The organism is Dorea sp. MB18-49, from assembly GCF_023669465.1.
Lineage (GTDB): Bacteria > Bacillota > Clostridia > Lachnospirales > Lachnospiraceae > Dorea_A > Dorea_A longicatena.
The window spans coordinates 1-19005 of record NZ_JAMOYX010000034.1; the positions used below are offsets into that span (position 1 = coordinate 1).

The 19005-nt window shown below is 42.6% G+C and carries 21 protein-coding genes and 1 tRNA gene; 16 read left to right on the top strand and 6 right to left on the bottom strand.

The window, feature by feature from the left end:
• Positions 1–108 precede the first annotated feature (108 nt).
• The 3 genes from NCY30_RS10340 to NCY30_RS10350 all read left to right on the top strand — a co-directional run bounded on the left by NCY30_RS10340 (position 109) and on the right by NCY30_RS10350 (position 2126).
• Positions 109–1248 (top strand): PucR family transcriptional regulator, encoded by a 1140-nt coding sequence (locus NCY30_RS10340; protein WP_173784929.1) that lies wholly within the window; start codon positions 109–111, stop codon positions 1246–1248.
• A 108-nt stretch (positions 1249–1356) separates the two neighbouring features.
• Positions 1357–1995: a lactate utilization protein gene (locus tag NCY30_RS10345; RefSeq protein WP_173784930.1), complete on the top strand. Its 639-nt coding sequence runs from the start codon at positions 1357–1359 to the stop codon at positions 1993–1995.
• A gap of 60 nt (positions 1996–2055) precedes the next feature.
• Positions 2056–2126 (top strand) — tRNA-Cys (locus tag NCY30_RS10350).
• Between the two features lie 93 nt (positions 2127–2219).
• Here the strand turns inward: NCY30_RS10350 and bilS are convergent.
• The 4 genes from bilS to NCY30_RS10370 form a co-directional block, all read right to left on the bottom strand.
• Positions 2220–2738, bottom strand: a complete 519-nt coding sequence (bilS, locus tag NCY30_RS10355; RefSeq protein ID WP_006427711.1) for a flavodoxin family protein BilS — start codon at positions 2736–2738, stop codon at positions 2220–2222.
• 74 nt (positions 2739–2812) lie between these two features.
• A complete protein-coding gene (locus tag NCY30_RS10360) occupies positions 2813–3508 on the bottom strand; it encodes a DnaJ domain-containing protein (protein WP_173784927.1) in 696 nt (231 codons plus the stop codon).
• A complete protein-coding gene (locus NCY30_RS10365; RefSeq protein ID WP_173784926.1) occupies positions 3505–4449 on the bottom strand; it encodes a DUF5685 family protein in 945 nt (314 codons plus the stop codon). The genes NCY30_RS10360 and NCY30_RS10365 overlap by 4 nt, the downstream gene beginning before the upstream one ends.
• Positions 4450–4458: 9 nt before the next feature.
• Positions 4459–4830 (bottom strand): hypothetical protein, encoded by a 372-nt coding sequence (locus NCY30_RS10370; RefSeq protein ID WP_006427708.1) that lies wholly within the window; start codon positions 4828–4830, stop codon positions 4459–4461.
• Between the two features lie 220 nt (positions 4831–5050).
• On the opposite strand from NCY30_RS10370, the gene NCY30_RS10375 reads away from it, so the two are divergent.
• The 9 genes from NCY30_RS10375 (at position 5051) to nagB (ending at position 10076) form a co-directional block, all read left to right on the top strand.
• Positions 5051–6340: an L-cysteine desulfidase family protein gene (locus tag NCY30_RS10375; RefSeq protein ID WP_055181977.1), complete on the top strand. Its 1290-nt coding sequence runs from the start codon at positions 5051–5053 to the stop codon at positions 6338–6340.
• A gap of 37 nt (positions 6341–6377) precedes the next feature.
• Positions 6378–7214: a class B sortase gene (gene srtB / locus NCY30_RS10380; RefSeq protein ID WP_173784925.1), complete on the top strand. Its 837-nt coding sequence runs from the start codon at positions 6378–6380 to the stop codon at positions 7212–7214.
• Positions 7214–7408, top strand: a complete 195-nt coding sequence (locus NCY30_RS10385; protein ID WP_006427705.1) for a DUF951 domain-containing protein — start codon at positions 7214–7216, stop codon at positions 7406–7408. Before srtB ends, NCY30_RS10385 begins: the two co-directional genes overlap by 1 nt.
• Before the next feature lie 129 nt (positions 7409–7537).
• Positions 7538–7825, top strand: coding sequence for a 30S ribosomal protein S6 (gene rpsF, locus NCY30_RS10390; protein ID WP_006427704.1), 288 nt, complete (start codon positions 7538–7540; stop codon positions 7823–7825).
• 20 nt (positions 7826–7845) lie between these two features.
• The gene (locus NCY30_RS10395) at positions 7846–8310 is read left to right on the top strand and encodes a single-stranded DNA-binding protein (RefSeq protein WP_006427703.1); all 465 of its coding nucleotides are present in this window, start codon (positions 7846–7848) and stop codon (positions 8308–8310) included.
• A 59-nt stretch (positions 8311–8369) separates the two neighbouring features.
• Positions 8370–8636 (top strand): 30S ribosomal protein S18, encoded by a 267-nt coding sequence (gene rpsR, locus NCY30_RS10400; protein WP_006427702.1) that lies wholly within the window; start codon positions 8370–8372, stop codon positions 8634–8636.
• Between the two features lie 178 nt (positions 8637–8814).
• Positions 8815–9081 (top strand): hypothetical protein, encoded by a 267-nt coding sequence (locus NCY30_RS10405; RefSeq protein WP_243857058.1) that lies wholly within the window; start codon positions 8815–8817, stop codon positions 9079–9081.
• Positions 9071–9319 (top strand): carbohydrate-binding family 9-like protein, encoded by a 249-nt coding sequence (locus tag NCY30_RS10410; RefSeq protein ID WP_243857059.1) that lies wholly within the window; start codon positions 9071–9073, stop codon positions 9317–9319. The genes NCY30_RS10405 and NCY30_RS10410 overlap by 11 nt, the downstream gene beginning before the upstream one ends.
• A gap of 25 nt (positions 9320–9344) precedes the next feature.
• Positions 9345–10076 (top strand): glucosamine-6-phosphate deaminase, encoded by a 732-nt coding sequence (nagB, locus tag NCY30_RS10415; protein WP_055304096.1) that lies wholly within the window; start codon positions 9345–9347, stop codon positions 10074–10076.
• Positions 10077–10684: 608 nt separating this feature from the next.
• On the opposite strand, the gene NCY30_RS10420 is transcribed toward nagB, so the two are convergent.
• Positions 10685–11602 (bottom strand): AraC family transcriptional regulator, encoded by a 918-nt coding sequence (locus tag NCY30_RS10420; RefSeq protein ID WP_055304095.1) that lies wholly within the window; start codon positions 11600–11602, stop codon positions 10685–10687.
• 214 nt (positions 11603–11816) lie between these two features.
• Between NCY30_RS10420 and NCY30_RS10425 the strand changes: the two genes are divergently transcribed.
• Positions 11817–13202, top strand: a complete 1386-nt coding sequence (locus NCY30_RS10425) for an aminopeptidase (RefSeq protein ID WP_055181990.1) — start codon at positions 11817–11819, stop codon at positions 13200–13202.
• 86 nt (positions 13203–13288) lie between these two features.
• On the opposite strand, the gene NCY30_RS10430 is transcribed toward NCY30_RS10425, so the two are convergent.
• Entirely contained in the window at positions 13289–14221 is a 933-nt protein-coding gene (locus tag NCY30_RS10430) for an AraC family transcriptional regulator (protein ID WP_250818722.1), read from the bottom strand.
• Between the two features lie 149 nt (positions 14222–14370).
• On the opposite strand from NCY30_RS10430, the gene NCY30_RS10435 reads away from it, so the two are divergent.
• From NCY30_RS10435 to NCY30_RS10445, 3 genes are all read left to right on the top strand, one after another.
• Positions 14371–16260 (top strand): DUF5696 domain-containing protein, encoded by a 1890-nt coding sequence (locus NCY30_RS10435; protein ID WP_055181994.1) that lies wholly within the window; start codon positions 14371–14373, stop codon positions 16258–16260.
• A 47-nt stretch (positions 16261–16307) separates the two neighbouring features.
• Positions 16308–17612 (top strand): Gfo/Idh/MocA family protein, encoded by a 1305-nt coding sequence (locus tag NCY30_RS10440; RefSeq protein WP_173784935.1) that lies wholly within the window; start codon positions 16308–16310, stop codon positions 17610–17612.
• 95 nt (positions 17613–17707) lie between these two features.
• On the top strand, positions 17708–18991 hold the full coding sequence (locus tag NCY30_RS10445) for an ABC transporter substrate-binding protein (RefSeq protein ID WP_173784924.1): 1284 nt from the start codon (positions 17708–17710) through the stop codon (positions 18989–18991).
• Positions 18992–19005: the final 14 nt, after the last annotated feature.

Genomic DNA, 19005 nt, shown 5'->3' on the forward strand with positions numbered 1-19005 from the left:
TGAATATAGTTTTAATCGACAGATTTTATTCTATAAATTGTGTGTCGCACACAATTATGATAAAATATATCTATACTCTGATCAACATATATCAGGAGGACCACACTTATGGCAATTAAATTACAGTCCCTGTATGAAGCAATTAACAACCAATTTGATGTCATCCTTCATACCAATAGTTTTTATGATAAAGAAGTAACCTGGATCCATACCGTCGAACAGGGTGAATTCTCCCATCTGCTCCACGGTGATGAACTAATCTTTAACTCCGGTCTGAATTTTACCTCTCAGGACTGGCTGAAAGAGTTCTTAAAGTCATTGAAAGATGCGCACGCCAGCGGACTGATCATCTCTGTAAAATCACGTCCTGCATTTTCCCAGGAGATTATCGACTATTGCAATGAGATACAACTCCCGCTGTTCTCCACTTCCTGGGACACTCCGTTCATTGATATCATGCGGATCTTTTCTGAGATTCTGTTAAAAAACGAACACCGCGAGACCAGTCTTGCCGCTGCTTTGAAAAATGCGATCTATTACCCCGAGAATGAAGACTCCTATCTGAATCCTCTGGAAAGCAATGGATTCTTCCGCGACATGAACTATACTGTCCTCATGATCAGCTGCCACACTTATGACAGTGATTCCGGTAATTCTTACCTGGAACAGCTGGAAAAGAAGATCCGTTATTTCATGTCTAAAGGGATCGTATATGAAGAAGGGAAGCATCTGATCGTATTGTTTGCCGGTGAATCTGTAAACGATATATCTCAGAAGCTCTACGATGTCTGTCAGAATAACTCCGATGTCTATGTCGGGATCGGAACTACGGTCTCGCAGCTTACAGACATTCACCGCTCTTACGAGACCGCATTTACCGCCTATCAGCTCACCAAAACTGCTCTCCCGAAGAACTTCCTTGAGTACGATAAGCTTGGTGTATACAAACTTCTGGCCGATATCCACAATCAATCGCTGACAGCGGATTTCCTGAACTCCACACTTGGCCCGATTCTTGACTATGACGCTGTGCATCATACCGATTATCTGCATATCCTGGAAGTCTACTTTGATCATGACTGTAGTATCATCCATACCGCAGATGCACTTTATTGTCATAAGAATACGCTGTCGTATAAACTGAATAAGATAAAAGAACTTCTGGATTATGATATCCTGACCAATGAGAACCGGACAGACATCATGCTTTCTTTTTATATTTTAAGACTGGAAAAGCGCAGTATATAAATGTTCATTTTCTCATCTTCTGCGTTATTTCAAAGACTGCAGACCTGAATCTATGTTATAATTTCAAGTAGAAATATCTAAACAACATAAACGTGGGAGGGATTCATTATGGATCAGAATCGAATCAAACGAAACCAGATGTTAGGCGCAAAGATTGTAAAAGAACTTACAGCCCGCAACATGGAAGCTTATTATACAGACTCCAAAGAAGAGGCTCTGAAGAAAGCATTGGAATTAATCCCGGAAGGAAGCAGCATCTCCTGGGGCGGTTCCATGTCTGTCAATGAGATCGGCTTAAAAGAAGCTGTCTGTCAGGGAAATTATCAGGTATACAACCGCGATACCGCACCGACACCGGAAGATAAGCGCAAGATCGAGCTTGCGGCATATGATTGTGATTACTTCCTGACCAGTGCAAATGCGATCACGGAAGATGGAATTATGATCAATATTGACGGACATTCCAACCGTGTATCCTCTATCGCTGCCGGACCACAGAATGTGTTGATGATCATCGGAATGAATAAAGTTACACGCGATGTAGATTCTGCCATGTCCCGTGCAAGAAATGAAGCCGCGCCGATCAATGCACAGCGTTTCAACCTGAGCACTCCTTGTTGCAAAACAGGTGCCTGTTTTGACTGCAAAACACCGGATACGATCTGCTGTCAGATCCTGATCACCAGATATTCCAAGACACCGCAGCGCATCAAAGTCATTCTGGTAAATGAAGATCTTGGATTTTAACATACAGATTTTCTTGACTTCATCTTACGTATTTGTTATACTTAACAGTACGTAAGGCATGGCGCCATAGCCAAGTGGTAAGGCAAAGGTCTGCAACACCTCTATCACCAGTTCAAATCTGGTTGGCGCCTCTTATAAAAAACACCCGGAATATTTATTTCCGGGTGTTTTTATTAAAGAATACAAGAAAAGCTGCCGGTGGCAGCCTCTCGTATATTATTTCATTATAATTGAATCTTCTTTAACATATGATCGACGAATACTTTTGCATGCTCCACATCCAGATCATCCGGATGAGTAAGTGCAAGATCGAAATTCTGGATAAAACGGTCGATCTGGTCGTTATTCTCGTCAGTTCTCATGGATTCATACTTCATACGTACCTTCTGCGGCATCTTTCCCTGACAGATAAAATATCCAAGATAATCGTTGTCTGCTTCGATCCAGGCACTGACGCGTCCGGCAATATCCTTATAATATTCCGGGGAATCCCCCATTCCGCAAGTTCCGAATAAAGCGATCTGTTTGCCGCTTAAGTCACTTAAGAAGTCACTGACTTCCATACTGCAGCTTCCGCGGTGCACGCAGAATCCGATGAAGTAGACATTGGCTTCCGGAATTGTCTTATCTGTATCGATATCGATCAGATCTTTGGAATTGCCGGGAAGGCGCGAGAAGATAGATGCAGCAATTTTCTTTGTATTTCCGGATTCACTCTGATATAAAACAAGATAATCTAACATAAGAATTCCTCCTTTTTGCGTTTGCTGATGGTCACAATTTATTGTACATCTGGATTACATTGAAATTTCATGAGTTACATATAATGGCCGCCGCTGTAACCGCCCGGGGCACCGCAGCACATTCCGCCGCTGCAGCATAAGTTGCAGACGATGTTGGCAATACATAATTTTACACACCAGTCGCTTCCGCCGCCGAAGGTGGTGGTATACGGATTCTGGCGTTGGCGGTACCAGCTTCCGCCGCTTTCAAACTGGTTAACTAACATCTGGTATTGATAGTTGGCTGGTTCCATGCGGAGCGCTTCTTTGGCATGCTGAAGGGCCGTTGCATTGTTGCCGAGACCGGAATTGGCAATCGCACTGTAGTAATACCACTGGGCAGTATGCTCGTTGATTCCGTTTAATACGTTCATTGCTTCCTGATACCGGCCGTTGTTGATGAAGTTGGCAGCAGCTCTTAAGTGAAGATCCTGCTCACTTTCCTGACCTGCATTACCGGTCTGTCGGTATTCTCCGTAGAAGCCGCGGAACGGACCATATCCGTTCTGGCTATATGGACCGTAATTCCCGGAAGAGCCGTATTCCCGCTCTTTCATGATCTGCTGATAGGCCTGCTGGACTTCTTTGAATTTCGCCTCTGCCTGATCCTTGTTCGGATTATTGATATTGGCATCCGGATGATATTTTCGGCTGAGGTTACGATATGCTTTTTTTATTTCGTCATCAGAAGCATCACGGGATACTCCTAAGACACTATATGGATCTGTCATTGTTCTTGATCTCCTGTTGTTGAATTATCTGTGTCAGGATGTGGATTATCATTCGTGGTTCTACCGACAGTGGAATTGCCGTCAGCAGTATCTGCAGCGTTGTGTGTATTCTTGCCGGCGAGTCTTTCGGATGTTACGGCGGTGTATCTGCTCCATACTCCGGAATAGAGAACGTTCCGCAAGATCTCTGCATGCAGCAGTATCGGAAGCTGTTCGAATTCCCTGGAGCATTCCGACATCATAAGCGTCAGAAGGCTGCGGCAGTCATCTGCAAATGCAGGATCGTCCAGGTATGCCTTCTTGAATGGATTATAGCCGCCGGATTTGATGTCTTTTTCGACATCATCGTAGGCATCCATCAGATAGATGAATTTTCCGAGGAAGAATCCGATCTTACGAAGAGAGGATTCCCATTCATCGTGGCGGTATGCAAAAATCTCAGCCATGATATTGCCAAAAAGTCCGGACATAAGATCCAGATTCTGTTCATTTTCTGCCTCATATTTTGAGATTTGGGCGAGATTTTCTGAGATGACCTTACATTTTACGGGATATAATTTTTCAATCTTCTTTATCTTTGAATGCAAAAGTTTTGCGGCAACAAAAGCTTTCTTCCTGTGTTCGTCTGCCCAGTCATCTTCACACTTATAATAAGATAACAGCATGTTGATGGCTGCGGCATATTCAGTAAATTCATTGGTCTTTGCCGCATGCTTTTGCATGGGATGTGCAATACAACGGACCATCTCTGTCTTTGTGTCCGGTTCATAAAGACCGGTGAGCAGGATCACAAGAAATGTCATATCAAAGGATAAAGTCACCTGACCTCTTCTACCATAACATTCTTTTAAGACTTTGCATAGTCCACAGTAATAAGAATGATAGACATCATAATCTTTGAATTTCATCTCGGCTTTGTTGATAGAAATATAACCAAACATGGGAACTCCTTAGCTTCGTTTGATAAATCTGGTGTTACACTTCGGGCAGCGGATCTCAATCTTGCCTTTTCCTTTTGGAACACGGATCTTCTGTTTGCATGACGGACATTTGTAAATGTGGTGTGTCTTGCGCTGTGTTATCATGTTACGCTGCCTGTAGAAAAATGTCCGGATGCCGCGTGTCATCTGCAGATATTTCTGATTCTCAGCGGCTCGTTTGTAAGTATTTTTGGAAAACATCCGGAAATAAGAATAGATGATACCGGCCCATGCCAGCCAGGAAAGGATTCCCCGATGCGTCCATCCTGCGATCAGCATAAGGATCAGGGATCCCCAGATGGTAAATTTGCCAAAGGAATCAACACCATATCTTCCGTACATAAAACGTATAAATCTGTCTTTTAGTTTCAATTCATTCACCTCTTAAAATAGTACTTGCAATATACATTTAATCATACGCCGGGAATAGGAAAAATCAATAAACAGAGTATTAAAATTTCTAAAGATTTTAGATGAGAAAAGTGCAGAAACTGTGGTGGATGTGTTAAGATAAGAATGTTAATTTCGTAGAACAGGGTTGATAACGGGGAGGAGGCAGAATATGCAGAAACTGACGGAGCTGATCAGAGAAGATATGAAACCGGCACTTGGCGTGACCGAGCCGGGAGCTATCGCATTTGCCGTGGCAAGTGCGAAGAAATATACGGAAGGTAAGATTGTAAATGTACATGTGGCATTGAATTCCGGTATGTACAAGAATGCATTTACCTGTGGAATTCCTAATTCGGAGAGATTCGGAAACTATTATGCGGCGGCACTTGGGGCGGTAGCGGCAGATGCGGAAAAAGGACTGGAATCGCTGGCAGATATCACACCGGAAGATGATGAGAAAGCGGCGCAGATGGTGAGCGACGGTCTGGTGGAAGTGGTTATGGATCATGTCGGATCCGAGATCACGATCGATGCCGTGGTGACAACGGAGAATAACCGGTGTAAGGTGATGATCCGGGATGCACATACGAATATCGTAAAGATAGAAAAAGACGGCATTGTAATATTTGAGACAGAAGATAAGATGTACAGGGAGGAATCCCGGAAAAAGCAGGCACGTCCGGTAATTCACGGATATTCCCTGGCAGAGATCCTGCGGTATGTAAATACAGTTCCGGTTGAAGAGATTGCGTTTATAGAAAAAGCGTATACGATGAATCTGGAATTATTAAAAGAAGGACTGGCTTCGGACAGGGCAGTGTTCGCAAAGAAACTTTATCGTGAGAATGGCAACCGGATCATATCCCGGGATGCGCTTAAGACTGCGCAATTACTGTGTAACGGTGCGATAGAGGCCAGGGTTCTGGGCCTTTCCAGACCGGCTATGAGCATTACCGGGAGCGGTGCGCACGGAATCATTGCGACGATGCCGTTGTATGCGTACCGGCATGCCAATGAAGATAAGACGGATGATGAGACCCTGTGGAGAGCAACTGCACTCAGCTATCTGATTACGATGTATATCAAAGAGTACTCAGGAAGATTATCGGCATTTTGCGGATGCGGGATTGCAGCCGGAACCGGGATGGCCTGTGGACTGGCATATCTGCAGGGAGCGGATGGAGAAAAACATACAAAAGTGATTCAGAATATGGCAAGCGGTCTGACCGGAATGATCTGTGATGGAGGCAATCACGGATGTACGATGAAAGGGATCGTGGCAGTAGATGCAGCATTCCGTGCAACAGATATGGCAATGGATGATATCTGCATAGAAAATATTCATGGAATCAACGGCAGGACCCCGGAAGCAACTATGAAGTACATGGGAATGATCGCATCCCCAGGAATGACAGGGACGGAAAAGACGATCGTAGAGATTATGGAATCGAAAAAGTAAAGAAAATAGAACAGCACAGGGAGGGATCGAATCCGGAATGAGAAATGAAAATGCAGACAATGAAAGAAAAAAACATCACCGCGGAAGAAGGCGGAAGAAAAAAGGGAATATAATCGCCAATGTGATTCTTGTGATCGCACTGATCGTATTCTGTGTGTCGGGCTTTCAACTGTTTAAGATCGGAAAAGGTTATCTGGATGGAAGAAGTGAGTATGATAAAGTGCGGAAACTTGCGGTGATGGATGATAAGAATAAAAATGATAAAGATAAAAATCATAGTGAAGACGGAGATGATACATTTTCTGTTGATTTTCAAAAACTGCTGGAGATCAATCCGGATACGATCGCATGGATCAGATTCCCGGATGAGCCGAGTCAGATCAATTATCCGGTTGTTCAGGGAACGGATAACAGTAAATATCTGAAGAAAACATTTTCGTCTAACGAAAATACGCTGGGAGCAATCTTCCTGAATGTTGACAATCAAAAGGATTTTTCGGATAAAAACTCTGTAATATATGGACATAGAATGCGGGACGGTTCGATGTTCCGTCACCTGCAGGATTATGATACCCGTGAATTCTGGAAGAATAATCCATATTTTTACATATATACCGTTGATGGAAGAATTCTGAAATATCATATTTATTCGGCAGGACAGGTAGTCGACACTTCGGAATCGTATCAGACAACATTTGAAACAGATGAAGAATATCAGGAATTTTTGAATATGACGCAGAGTACTTCTCTGTATAATACCGGCGTGGAAGTGACAACGGCAGATACGATCGTTACATTGTCGACCTGTACCAGCGCCAGTGATAATCACCGGTTTGTTGTAAGAGGGGTAAAAGAGGAGGAGACGAAACAGTGATGAAGAAAGAATATACCTATGAAATAGGAGATGTGGTAACAATGAAAAAGCCACATCCATGTGGAAGTAAAGAATGGGAGATACTAAGGGTTGGAGCAGATTTCCGACTGAAATGTATGGGATGCGGACATCAGATCATGATCGCCCGTAAATTGGTAGAAAAAAATACAAAAGATTTGAAGAAAAAAGCTTGAAAAAATCGAGACTTTATGGTAACATAAGAACTCGTGATACAATAATTCTGTCCTAAAATAGAGACAGAAATCCTTGCTCCCACATAAGATGAGCGGGGGCCAAAAGACCAGAAGGAGGTGCAAGACGACATGAACAAATATGAATTAGCTGTTGTTGTCAGTGCAAAAATCGAAGACGACGAAAGAGCTCAGGTAATCGAAAAGGTGAAAGCATTAGTTGAACGTTTCGGTGGACAGATCTCTGACGTTGATGAATGGGGTAAGAAGAGATTAGCTTACGAGATTCAGAAGATGAAAGAAGCATACTACTATTTCATCCACTTCGAGTCTGATGCTGAGACTCCAAGCGAAATCGAGCAGAGAATTCGCATTATGGACAACGTTATCAGATTTTTATGCGTTAGACAGGATGCATAAGCAGGAAGTAGAGGTATAATATGAATAAAGTAATTTTGATGGGACGCTTGACAAGAGATCCTGAAGTAAGATATTCACAGGGTGAGAATTCTACAGCAATCGCAAGATATACATTAGCTGTAGACCGCAGATTCAGACGTAACAACGACGGAGAGCAGACAGCTGACTTTATCGGATGCGTTGCTTTCGGAAGAAGTGCAGAATTTGCTGAGAAATATTTCCGTCAGGGACTGAAGGTTATCGTAACCGGACGTATTCAGACAGGAAGCTATACCAATAAAGAAGGTCAGAAAGTTTACACAACAGATGTTGTTGTAGAGGATCAGGAATTTGCTGAAAGCAAGGCAGTAAGCGACGCCAATGCAGGAAGTTTCCGTGCGGCAGCTCCATCACCGGCTCCGGCACCAGCCACACCAGTATCTGATGCAGGTGACGGCTTCATGAACATTCCGGATGGAATTGATGAGGAATTACCTTTTAATTAGGCAATAGTACCGTGCTGTGGTACTTGCCGCATTTCATTTTGTTGAAAGGAGAAACCAAAATGGCTTACGATAAAGGAAATCGTCCAGAAGGCGGCTTCAAGAGAAGAGGCGGCGGACGCAGAAGAAAAAAAGTTTGCGTATTCTGTGGAAAAGAGAATAACGAGATCGATTACAAGGATACAGCAAAATTAAGAAAGTACATCTCTGAAAGAGGAAAAATTCTTCCTAGAAGAATTACTGGAAACTGCGCTAAGCACCAGAGAGCTCTTACAGTAGCAATCAAGAGAGCACGTCACATCGCTCTTATGCCATACGTACAGGACTAATATTGAATATTGAAAACCGTCAGTGCATTGCACTGGCGGTTTTTTGCGTAAAGAATGCTGTCACGATTGGTTTATTTTTTTGTACGTTTGTCTCTTTGATTTTATACAATCTTGTTTTTCTCGGTTATATTTGTTAGATTGAGATAGAAGCCATTAACCATGCAACAGGAGTCAGCATATGGAAGTCCGGTTGATAGAAAACAAAGAGTTATTAGAATCAGCAGAGTTGTTTAAAATCGAAAATCTGTTATGGGGAACAGAAAAGATTGCAAAAACGTATGGATATATTGGATTCGTTCCGGGAGAAGGATTATATATCAAACTTGTGTGTGTGGAGAAGAATCCTCTCCGAATTTATAAAAAAGATCAGGATCCGGTTTACAAGGACAGCGCTATGGAGGCTTTTTTTCAATTTAAAGGAAATGATACGGCAGATGAAATGTAGCGCAGAAATACAGGAAGAGCAATGGAATGTGAATCTTACGCTTCCGATAGAAATACTGGAACAGGTATACGGGAAATTGAATTTACAGGAAGGATCCGATTTCCGCTGCAATTTCTATAAAATTTGTGAAACAAAGGAATACGAACATTATGCAGCGTACAGATGCGTAGAAAGCGAACAGCCGAATTTTCATCTGCCGGAGTATTTTGAAAATGCAGTAATTTTGAAAAGAAAGTAACAAATACAATTGGGAGGTTGTACTTATGAAAATTTACAAAGCAAAAGATTACAAGGACATGAGCAGGAAAGCAGCGAATATCATCTCTGCACAGGTGATTATGAAACCAAACTGTGTACTGGGACTGGCAACAGGATCTACACCAATCGGAACTTATGCTCAGCTGGTTGAATGGTATAACAAGGGAGATCTGGATTTCTCGGAGGTTACGACAGTAAATCTGGATGAATACAAGGGATTGCCACGTACGAATGATCAGAGCTATTATTACTTTATGCATCAACATCTGTTTGACCGTGTGAATATTGATCCGGAAAGGACCAATGTTCCGAACGGAATGGAGCCGGATGCGGAGAAAGAATGTGGAAGATATGAAGAACTGATCCGTTCACTGGGCGGTGTGGATCTTCAGCTGCTCGGACTCGGACATAACGGACATATCGGTTTCAATGAGCCGGGAGAAGCATTTGAAAAGGAAACACATTGTGTAGATCTGACAGAGAGTACGATTGAGGCAAATAAGAGATTCTTCGCATCTGCCGACGATGTGCCAAAACAGGCATATACGATGGGAATTAAGACAATCATGCAGGCAAAGAAGATACTGATAGTAGTGAATGGAGAAAACAAGGCAGATATCGTAGAGCGTGCTTTCTTCGGCCCGGTCACACCGGAAGTGCCGGCTTCTATTCTCCAGCTGCATAATGATGTGACGTTGGTTGGGGATGAGGCAGCGCTTGCTAAAATTGAGATTTAATTTAGAAGGCATGACTACCCGGACCTGCATAAAAAGTAGGAAGCCGTTCCTGTTCAGGTTCCGTCGGTGGGAAATACTAAAGCGTCAAAATTATGCTAAAAACGGGCTTCCGAAATTTGCAACTCGCCATTCGGCTCAAACAGGCAAATTTCGAAAACCCAACGCATAATTTTGACGCTTAACTATTTCCAACACCTTCTTCACATTCACTGGAACAGCTTCCTACTTTTTATTCCGTGGGTGTCGAATGCCTTACAAATGAAATGGCAAATGCGTAACCGTAGTGGCTTACGCTGGGGTACACTTCCGGGCATTTTATTTATTAACATTCGCTGCCAGTCACGACTTGAAGGAAACAATAGATAAGGATTATTGTGAATGTGGAATGCTGTTAGAAACAGTTAGAGAGTCAGAAGCACCGTTAAAGGAACGAAGCGAACGTGTTTGAGGCGAACGCCGAGTTTGAGCGTAGTTCCTTTGCTTTTAGGTGGTTCTGACTCTCTTAGTGTTTCTTATGGTATGGAACCTGAACAAGAAGCCTTATCTATTGTTTCCTTCAAGGACTGAGAGGCCGCTTCCCCAGTTAATAAATTAAATCCCAAGAAAAATTATTTGAATTCCCCCTCCGCCATAGCCTTAATCGAAGATGCATACTCCGAAGGAGTCATTCCGGACACTTTTTTGAATTGTCTGGAAAAATAATGGATGGAGGTATACCCAAGGTGTTCTGCGATCTGAGTGAAATTCATCCGGTTAGTCCGGATTAGTTCTTTGGCAGCATTGATCTTCAACATAGAAAAATATTCAATAATACCAAGACTGCAGTGCTCTTTGAAAATCTTCTGGAGCTGGGAACGTCCGATTAGATTATCCTTGCAGATCTGGTCAATGGTTACATGTGTTGTCAGATGACTTTCCAAATAATCCACAATACGGCCAAAAATCTCGGCATCACTGTTACTTTTCGTAACTTTCGGAGGATCAGCCTTCGGAAGTTTTTTTGAAAGTACGATCGGATTAGAGTAGCGCCGGATCAGATGAATCAGAAAATGTTCCAGATAAAGCTTGATCATCTGCTGTGCGCCAAACGTGTCCGGATCTTTCAGCGGCATATTCTGAAGATAAGGATCGTCAAGGCGGCAGTCGAAACATCGGCGGGCTTCTATGATGATGTTGGCAAGAAGATTACGTTCCGTCTCGTCAATTTGTAAAAGACGGTCATTAAAAAAGTACATTGCATCATCGTTACATTCAAAAGAAATAACGACCAGATTGGGAGCAATCCCACCGGTTGCTTTTACATCATGAAATTCATTCGGTTTGTGGAAAATGAGATCTCCCTTTTTTAAAATAGTATAAGATTTTCCACGGGTAACACCGACTTCTCCTTTGTCTACACAGATAAATTCCCAGAAATTATGAGATTCCCCGGCAAAACTGAAATTACTCATATATTCAAAATAATGGATACTGAATATTTTCTCGATGGTGATAGAATTTTGCAGTTCGACTCCATGATATGCCATAATGATTCTCCTTTGCAAATATTTGCATCATATTTGATATCATCATAACGCAGAGTTGTCTGAAAAGTAAAGGGAAAATAAAGATTGTACAAATATTTATCGGTATAGGTGGATAATTGTATAACTTCACTGGACGAAAGCATAATACATTTATGAAACACTTGGTCTATAATACAACATAAATAATAAAAGAATATGAGGTGATACGAGAGGTATGGAACGTAAAAACTTATGGCAGACGTACAGTGAAGCGCAGATCCGGGAGCTGGAAGAAGTGAATGCGCAGTATCGTACATGTCTGGATGAAGGTAAGACGGAACGTGAATGCGTCAAAAAGACGATTGAACTTGCAGAGGCAGAGGGATACAGGAATATGAAAGATCTGATCAAAGCCGGCACAAAGATTCATGCAGGGGATAAAGTATATATGGATTATATGGGGAAGGCCATTGTACTTTTCCAGGCAGGAACAGCACCGGTAGAGGAAGGAATGAATATTCTGGGAGCACATATTGATTCGCCTAGAATTGATGTAAAGCAGAATCCGTTGTATGAAAACGAGGGACTTGCTTATCTGGACACACATTACTATGGCGGTGTTAAGAAATATCAGTGGCTTTCAATCCCACTTGCACTTCATGGTGTAATCGTAAAGAAGAATGGAGAAAAAGTAGAGGTCTGCGTTGGGGAAAAAGAGACAGATCCGGTACTGGTTATTAATGATCTTCTTCCGCACCTTGGAGCAAGACAGAGGGAGAAGCTGGCAAAAGATTTTATCGATGGGGAACAGATGGATCTTCTGATCGGCAACCGCCCGGAGGACAAGGAAGAAAATGCAGTTACAAGAAGAATTAAAAATCTTCTGAAAGAAAGATATGATGTCGAAGAAGAAGATTTTCTTTCCGCAGAACTGGAGATTGTACCTGCGGGAAAAGCAAGAGACTGTGGTCTGGATAACAGCATGATTCTTGCATACGGACAGGATGACAGAGTATGTGCATTTACATCCCTGTTCGCAATATTAAGAGCAGAAGAGGTTGCAAGAACTTCCTGCTGTCTGCTGGTAGACAAGGAAGAGATCGGTAGTACGGGAGCAAGTGGTATGACATCCCGGTTTTTCGAAAATGCAGTTGCAGAATATGTTCTTTTGAATGAAGGCGTTGAATACAACGATATTGTGCTCAGAAGAACACTGGCAAATTCAAAGATGTTATCATCCGATGTAAGTGCAGGATTTGATCCGATGTACGAGGATGTATATGAAAAGAGAAATGCAGCATTCCTGGCACGCGGACCGGTGTTTAACAAATATACAGGATCCGGCGGAAAGAGCGGATCCAATGACGCGAATCCGGAATATATTGCACAGCTCAGACAGATTATGGAAGAAGCAGGTGTGAACTTCCAGACAGCAGAGCTTGGCCGTGTTGACGTAGGCGGCGGTGGAACGATCGCTTATCTGATGAGTGTATATGGAATGGAAGTCATTGACAGTGGTGTGGCCGTGTTAGGCATGCATGCACCATGGGAGACAACAAGTAAAGCTGATGTATATGAGGCTGTAAGATGTTATGAAACATTCTTAAAAGCAGAATTTTAAGATACGGTAACATTATCTATAAAAAACTCTCTACAAAAAAAGTGACGCAATGGGGTGCGGAATACCGGACTTCATTGCGTCACTTTTTATGCATCACGTTCCCGTTCTTTGCTGTTCCGCAGGGCATCGGTAATGCCTTTGACTGAAGAGGCATAGGCAGACGGCGACATCCCGGTGGCGATCCGGAATTGTTTGGAAAAATATGGAAGAGAGCTGTAAGAAAGGAAATATGCAATCTCGGTAAGATTCATGGATCCGTCGCAGATAATATCTTTCGCTCTTTGAATCTTCATTTTATTAAAATGGTCGATCACGCCACAGTCAAGCTGTTCATGAAACAGAGACTGAAGAGCTGATCTGGAAATGGAAAATGCATCGCTGATATCGCTGACGGTCAGTTTTTCGCAGATATGAAATTCCAAAAATTTCAGAATTTTACTGAGCCGTTCATGTTCTGTGGATTCTTTTTCCGGAGAAGATTTGTGCATCGCAGAGGACGCATTCCCGGTGGGCTGATGTTCACGGATCAAAGTGATTAGGAATAATTCAAGGTAGAGAAGGATCATCTGCTGTGAAGCAAACGGTGTATTGTCTTTTAACTCTACCTGTTCGACAGAAGGAATATGCATTGGCGTGGAAAACGTCTGCCGGGCTTCTGTGATGATCTGCGATATCATGGAACGTTCTTCCATACTCAGGGTGAAATTCCTGCGGATAAAGAAATCCATGGCAGGAGAATCACAGGTAAATGACATGACTACCAGATTCGGAGAGTCTTTTCCGATGGATTTGATCGCATGGAATTCATTTGGTTGGTGAAAGATGATATCTCCGGTTTTGAGAGTAGTCCAGGTGTCATCAGCACGGACGGCAATGGTTCCTTTGTCAACATAGAGAAACTCCCAGAAGTCATGAGATTCACCTTTGAATTCAAAATTTTTCATATATTCAAAATAGTGTAAAGTGATGATCGCATCGATATCGATGGAACGCTTTAATTTGGTCTTTATATAAGTCATAATCAGTCCTCCTAGCTTATATTGTAACAGGATGTGGACAATATGACAATAAGCGAGGACGAAACTCTAAGCATTGTTGTGCACAATACAATATAATAAACGAAAAGAAACAAGAAAATTGGCGAATTTGCCAATGAGAGGTGGTTCATATGTTGGACATAAAGATAAACGCAATACAACTTAGAATGGACGAGAGTAATCTAAAGTTTTCGTTCTGTAAAGGGGAAACAGAGTGGAGCTGGACGAAGGATTACCGTCCGAAAATGGAGTGTAAAGAGGGAACCGTTTTTTTTGACGAAGCACTGGAGATTCATCATGAACTGGTACAGAACGGAATCGGAAAAGGAATCCGCAGTTCATTTGCCGGATTTGAGATAGAAGGAACTAAAGTTCCATATGCATTTGAAACTTATGCATGGATTGAGGAAACTACAGAAGACATTTTCTTTGAGTGGGTTCCGATATGTGAAGAAGGGATTACGGTAGAAAAAGTATTCTGGCCGGGAGAGATGGAGCTAGAAGAAAAGAAAAATGACTGGTATACACTGCTGAATATGCAGCAGGGAGTGCTGATCCCGAATGACTGGGAGACAGAGCTTACAGCAATTCCATTCGATGGTTTCTTCGAGACAGCCGGCGGTTATATGCCATGGTTCTCACAGTTTAAGGGGCGTAACGGATACATTGCAATCTGCACAACACCATGGAATGCAGGATATCAGGCAGAGCATCCGGAGAACGGACCATATACACATGTAGGAGTGAGATTCGAGCCAAGTCTCGGCAGGATGGATTATAAGAGAGTGGTAAGATATACACTGATCGAAGATGGAGATTACAATGATGCATGTAAGATCTACAGAGATTATGTAAGAGAACAGGGTAACTTATGTACGCTGAATGAAAAAGCTGCAAGAGTTGCTTCTGTAGATGATCTGATCGGATGCAGCTTCATCCATAAAGGAATTAAGACATTCGTTCAGCCGGAATCAGACTTTTTTGATCCGGAGAATCCAGATAAGAACAACAACCTGACACCATTTGCAGTCAGAACAAAAGAGATGAAAGAGCTTCATGAACTCGGAGCCGGAAAATTATATCTTCACCTGGACGGATGGGCAGAGCCTGGATATGATAACAAACATCCGGATTACACACCGGCCTGCGAAGAAGCCGGCGGTTGGAAGGATATGAAAGAACTGGCAGACACGATGCAAAAGCAGGGAGACCTGTTCGGCATCCATGACCAGTACCGTGATTATTATTTCGCAGCAGAAAGCTTTGATGAAGATTATGCATGCAGACTTACAGACGGAACCATACCGACACATAAGAGATGGGCTGGCGGGCAGCAGTCTTACCTGTGCGCAACGCAGGCACCACATTATGTAAAACGTAATTTCCGGGAGATTGAAAAGAATCAGATCCATCTGGACGGTGCTTATCTGGATGTGTTCACCTGCAATGAAGGTGATGAATGTAATAATCCAAGACACCGCATGACAAGAAGAGACTGCTATGACTTCAGAGCAAGATGCTTTGATTATCTGATGTCAAAAGGAATTCTTCCAAGTTCAGAGGAAGTCAGCGACTGGAGCGCAAGAAGCCTTGTGTTCTGCCACTATGCACCATATGATTTCATGCTCCGCAAGCCGGGAAGCCCAAAATACGGTGTACCGGTACCGTTATTCAATCTGGTATATCATGACTGCCTGATCGAACCATGGATGATGGAAAAGATTGATGACACAGAAGATTATATGTTGTATGCATTATTAAATGGCGGCGCACCTTATCTGATCCGTGACGGTGCATATCCGAACTTTGATGGTTCCTTTGATGGAAATGTAAAGATGCACATCGAGGAAGACATTAAGAGATGTAAAGTTGTCACAGACCTTCATAAAAAGGTTGCAAAATGCGAGATGGTAAGCCATGAAATGGTGGATGGCAATCCGGAGATCCAAAGAACGATGTTTTCGGATGGCACAAAGGTAACCGTTGATTTCGGGAAACAGATTTATAGCATTGAAATGTAAGATACACTAATACAAATAAAGGAAGGCGGATGAGAAAGATGAGAAAGATGAGCAGACAGATGACGGTTGCAATTGCAGGTCTCGGAAGCAGAGGAAGAGATACTTATGCAAAAGCTGCAAAAATATATCCGGATAAGATGAAAATCGTAGCCATTGCAGATATTGATCCGGAAAAAGTAAAACTGACGGCAGAAGAATATGACGTCCCGATGTCACACTGTTATGAAAGCGCCGAAGACATGTTAAAGGAGGAAAAACTTGCGGATGCGATGATCATAGCAACACAGGACAGACAACATGTGGGTCAGGCTATAAAAGCTTTAAAGAAAGGGTATCATCTGCTTCTTGAAAAACCAATTTCACCGGATCTGGGTGAATGCAGAAAAATATCCGAAGTGGCAAAAGAATGTAAAAGAGAAGTGGTTGTCTGTCATGTTCTAAGATATACACCAATCTATCAGAAGGTGAAAGAAATCCTGGATGCAGGAACGATAGGTGATGTGATCTCGATCATGGCGATTGAAAATGTCGGATGGTTTCATCAGGCACATAGCTTTGTCAGAGGCAACTGGGCAAATTCAGATGAGACAAGCCCGATGATCCTTCAGAAATGCTGTCATGACATGGATCTGTATCTGTGGCTTGCAAATAAGACATGCAGATCACTTACATCCTATGGCGATCTGAATTATTTCACACCGAAACATGCACCGGAAGGATGTACAGGCAGATGCCTGGAAGGCTGTAAGGCAAAAGAAAAATGCATCTTTGATGCAGAAAAGATATACCTGGAACATGAAAGAATCGGTTACCGCAAAGGTAACAGAGGGTGGCCGTTAGATGTGCTTGTTCCATCCGGACCAACAGAAGAAAAGCTGATAGAAGCACTGAAGACAGGTCCATATGGAAAATGTGTATTCCATTGTAACAATAATGTAGTGGATCATCAGGTGGTTAATCTGAATATGACAGATGGAACAACGATGAGCTTTACCATGTGTGGTTTTACAGCGGAGGCTTCCAGATATGCGAAGTTTATGGGAACCAGAGGTGAAGTGATCGTAGATATGCAGCCGGATGAAAAGGAAAGCAAAATCGTAATCGAGTATTTCGATCCGGGAAGGACGAAAGATGTAATCGATGTAGCAGCTTTATCGGATGATTTTTCGGGACACGGCGGTGGAGACAATAAGATGGTTGAGGAATTTCTAGATATTATAAGCGGAGAAAAGACAGAGAGTACATACATAACATCTCTGGACAGATCACTTCAGAGTCATTATTGTGCACTGGCAGCCGAATATTCGAGACTGCATGACGGAAAAGCAGTTGAGATAGATACATTCCGGTAAATATGACAACGATATAGTATATGTGTTTTTTGCAGAGAAGCAGAAGACTTCATATAAAACGTAACCCTGTAATAATAAGAGAAGGAGTGAACATTATGAAAAAGAACATGAGAAAAGTAGCAGCTCTGGGACTTTGTGTAGCCCTGGGTGCAACGATGCTGACAGCATGTGGCGGAAGTAAAGGCGAAAGTGCTTCCGGAGGAAAGACAGAATTAAATTTTGGTATCTGGGATGAGAATCAGAGACCGGCTATGGAGAAAATGGTAAAGGCATATGAAAAAGAAAATTCAGATGTCAAGATCAATATCCAGTTAACACCATATAAAGGTGGGGAATACTGGACAAAACTTGAAGCTGCAGCAAGTGGCGGAAAAGCTCCGGATGTATTCTGGCTGAACGTTCTTCATCTGGACTCATATGTAGAGGGAGGAATCCTGGATGATCTGACAGATAAGATCAAAGACTCAGATATCAAGGACAGCTATTCTGAGACACTGGTTAATAACTATGTCCGTGATAAGAAGAACTATGCTGTGCCGAAAGATTTTGATACCAATGCATTGTGGTATAACAAAGAAATCTTTGACAAGTGCGGAGTTCCATACCCTACAGATGATATGAGTTATGATGATCTGGTTGCAACTGCTAAGGCATTAAAAGACAGCGGAAAACTTGGAGACGGTGTATATCCGTTTGCTTGCCCGGTTGATTTCCAGACATGGTATTATCAGACCGTCTATGCAAATGGCGGATATATCTTAAGTGATGATAAGAAGTCTACAGGATATGATGATCCTAAGACACAGGAAGGTATTCAGTGCTGGATCGATATGTACAATGAAGGATTATCTCCAAGTGCATCAGCTCTTTCAGAGACAACAGCAGATGCGATGTTCGAGGGTGGACAGCTTGCAATGAACTTTGCCGGATCATACATGGTTCCAGAGTATGCAAGCAATGACGCAATCAAAGATAAGGTTGATTGCGTAGAGATTCCGACATTCAACGGAAAAGAAGACAACTGCATCAACGGACTTGGATATGCAGTGTTTGAAGGAAGCAAGAACAAAGAAGCAGCAGAAGATTTCGCTATCTGGCTTGGAAGTAAAGAAGCTCAGGAAATCCAGGGAAAAACAGGTGTTGTAATCTCTGCAAGAACAGATGCACAGAAATGCTTTGCAGAAGCTAATTCACAGTACAATCTTGCAGCTTACACCAATCACGCTGATGAAGCATATCCACTTCCGGTATGTGCGAAAGCAGCAGAACTGTATGATCTGGAAGCAACAGAACTTCAGAAAGCATATAATGGAGAGAAATCACTTTCAGATGTCTGCAAGGGTCTGACAAAACAGGCAGACAAGTTACTTCAGGAATAATAGTAAGAAACAGG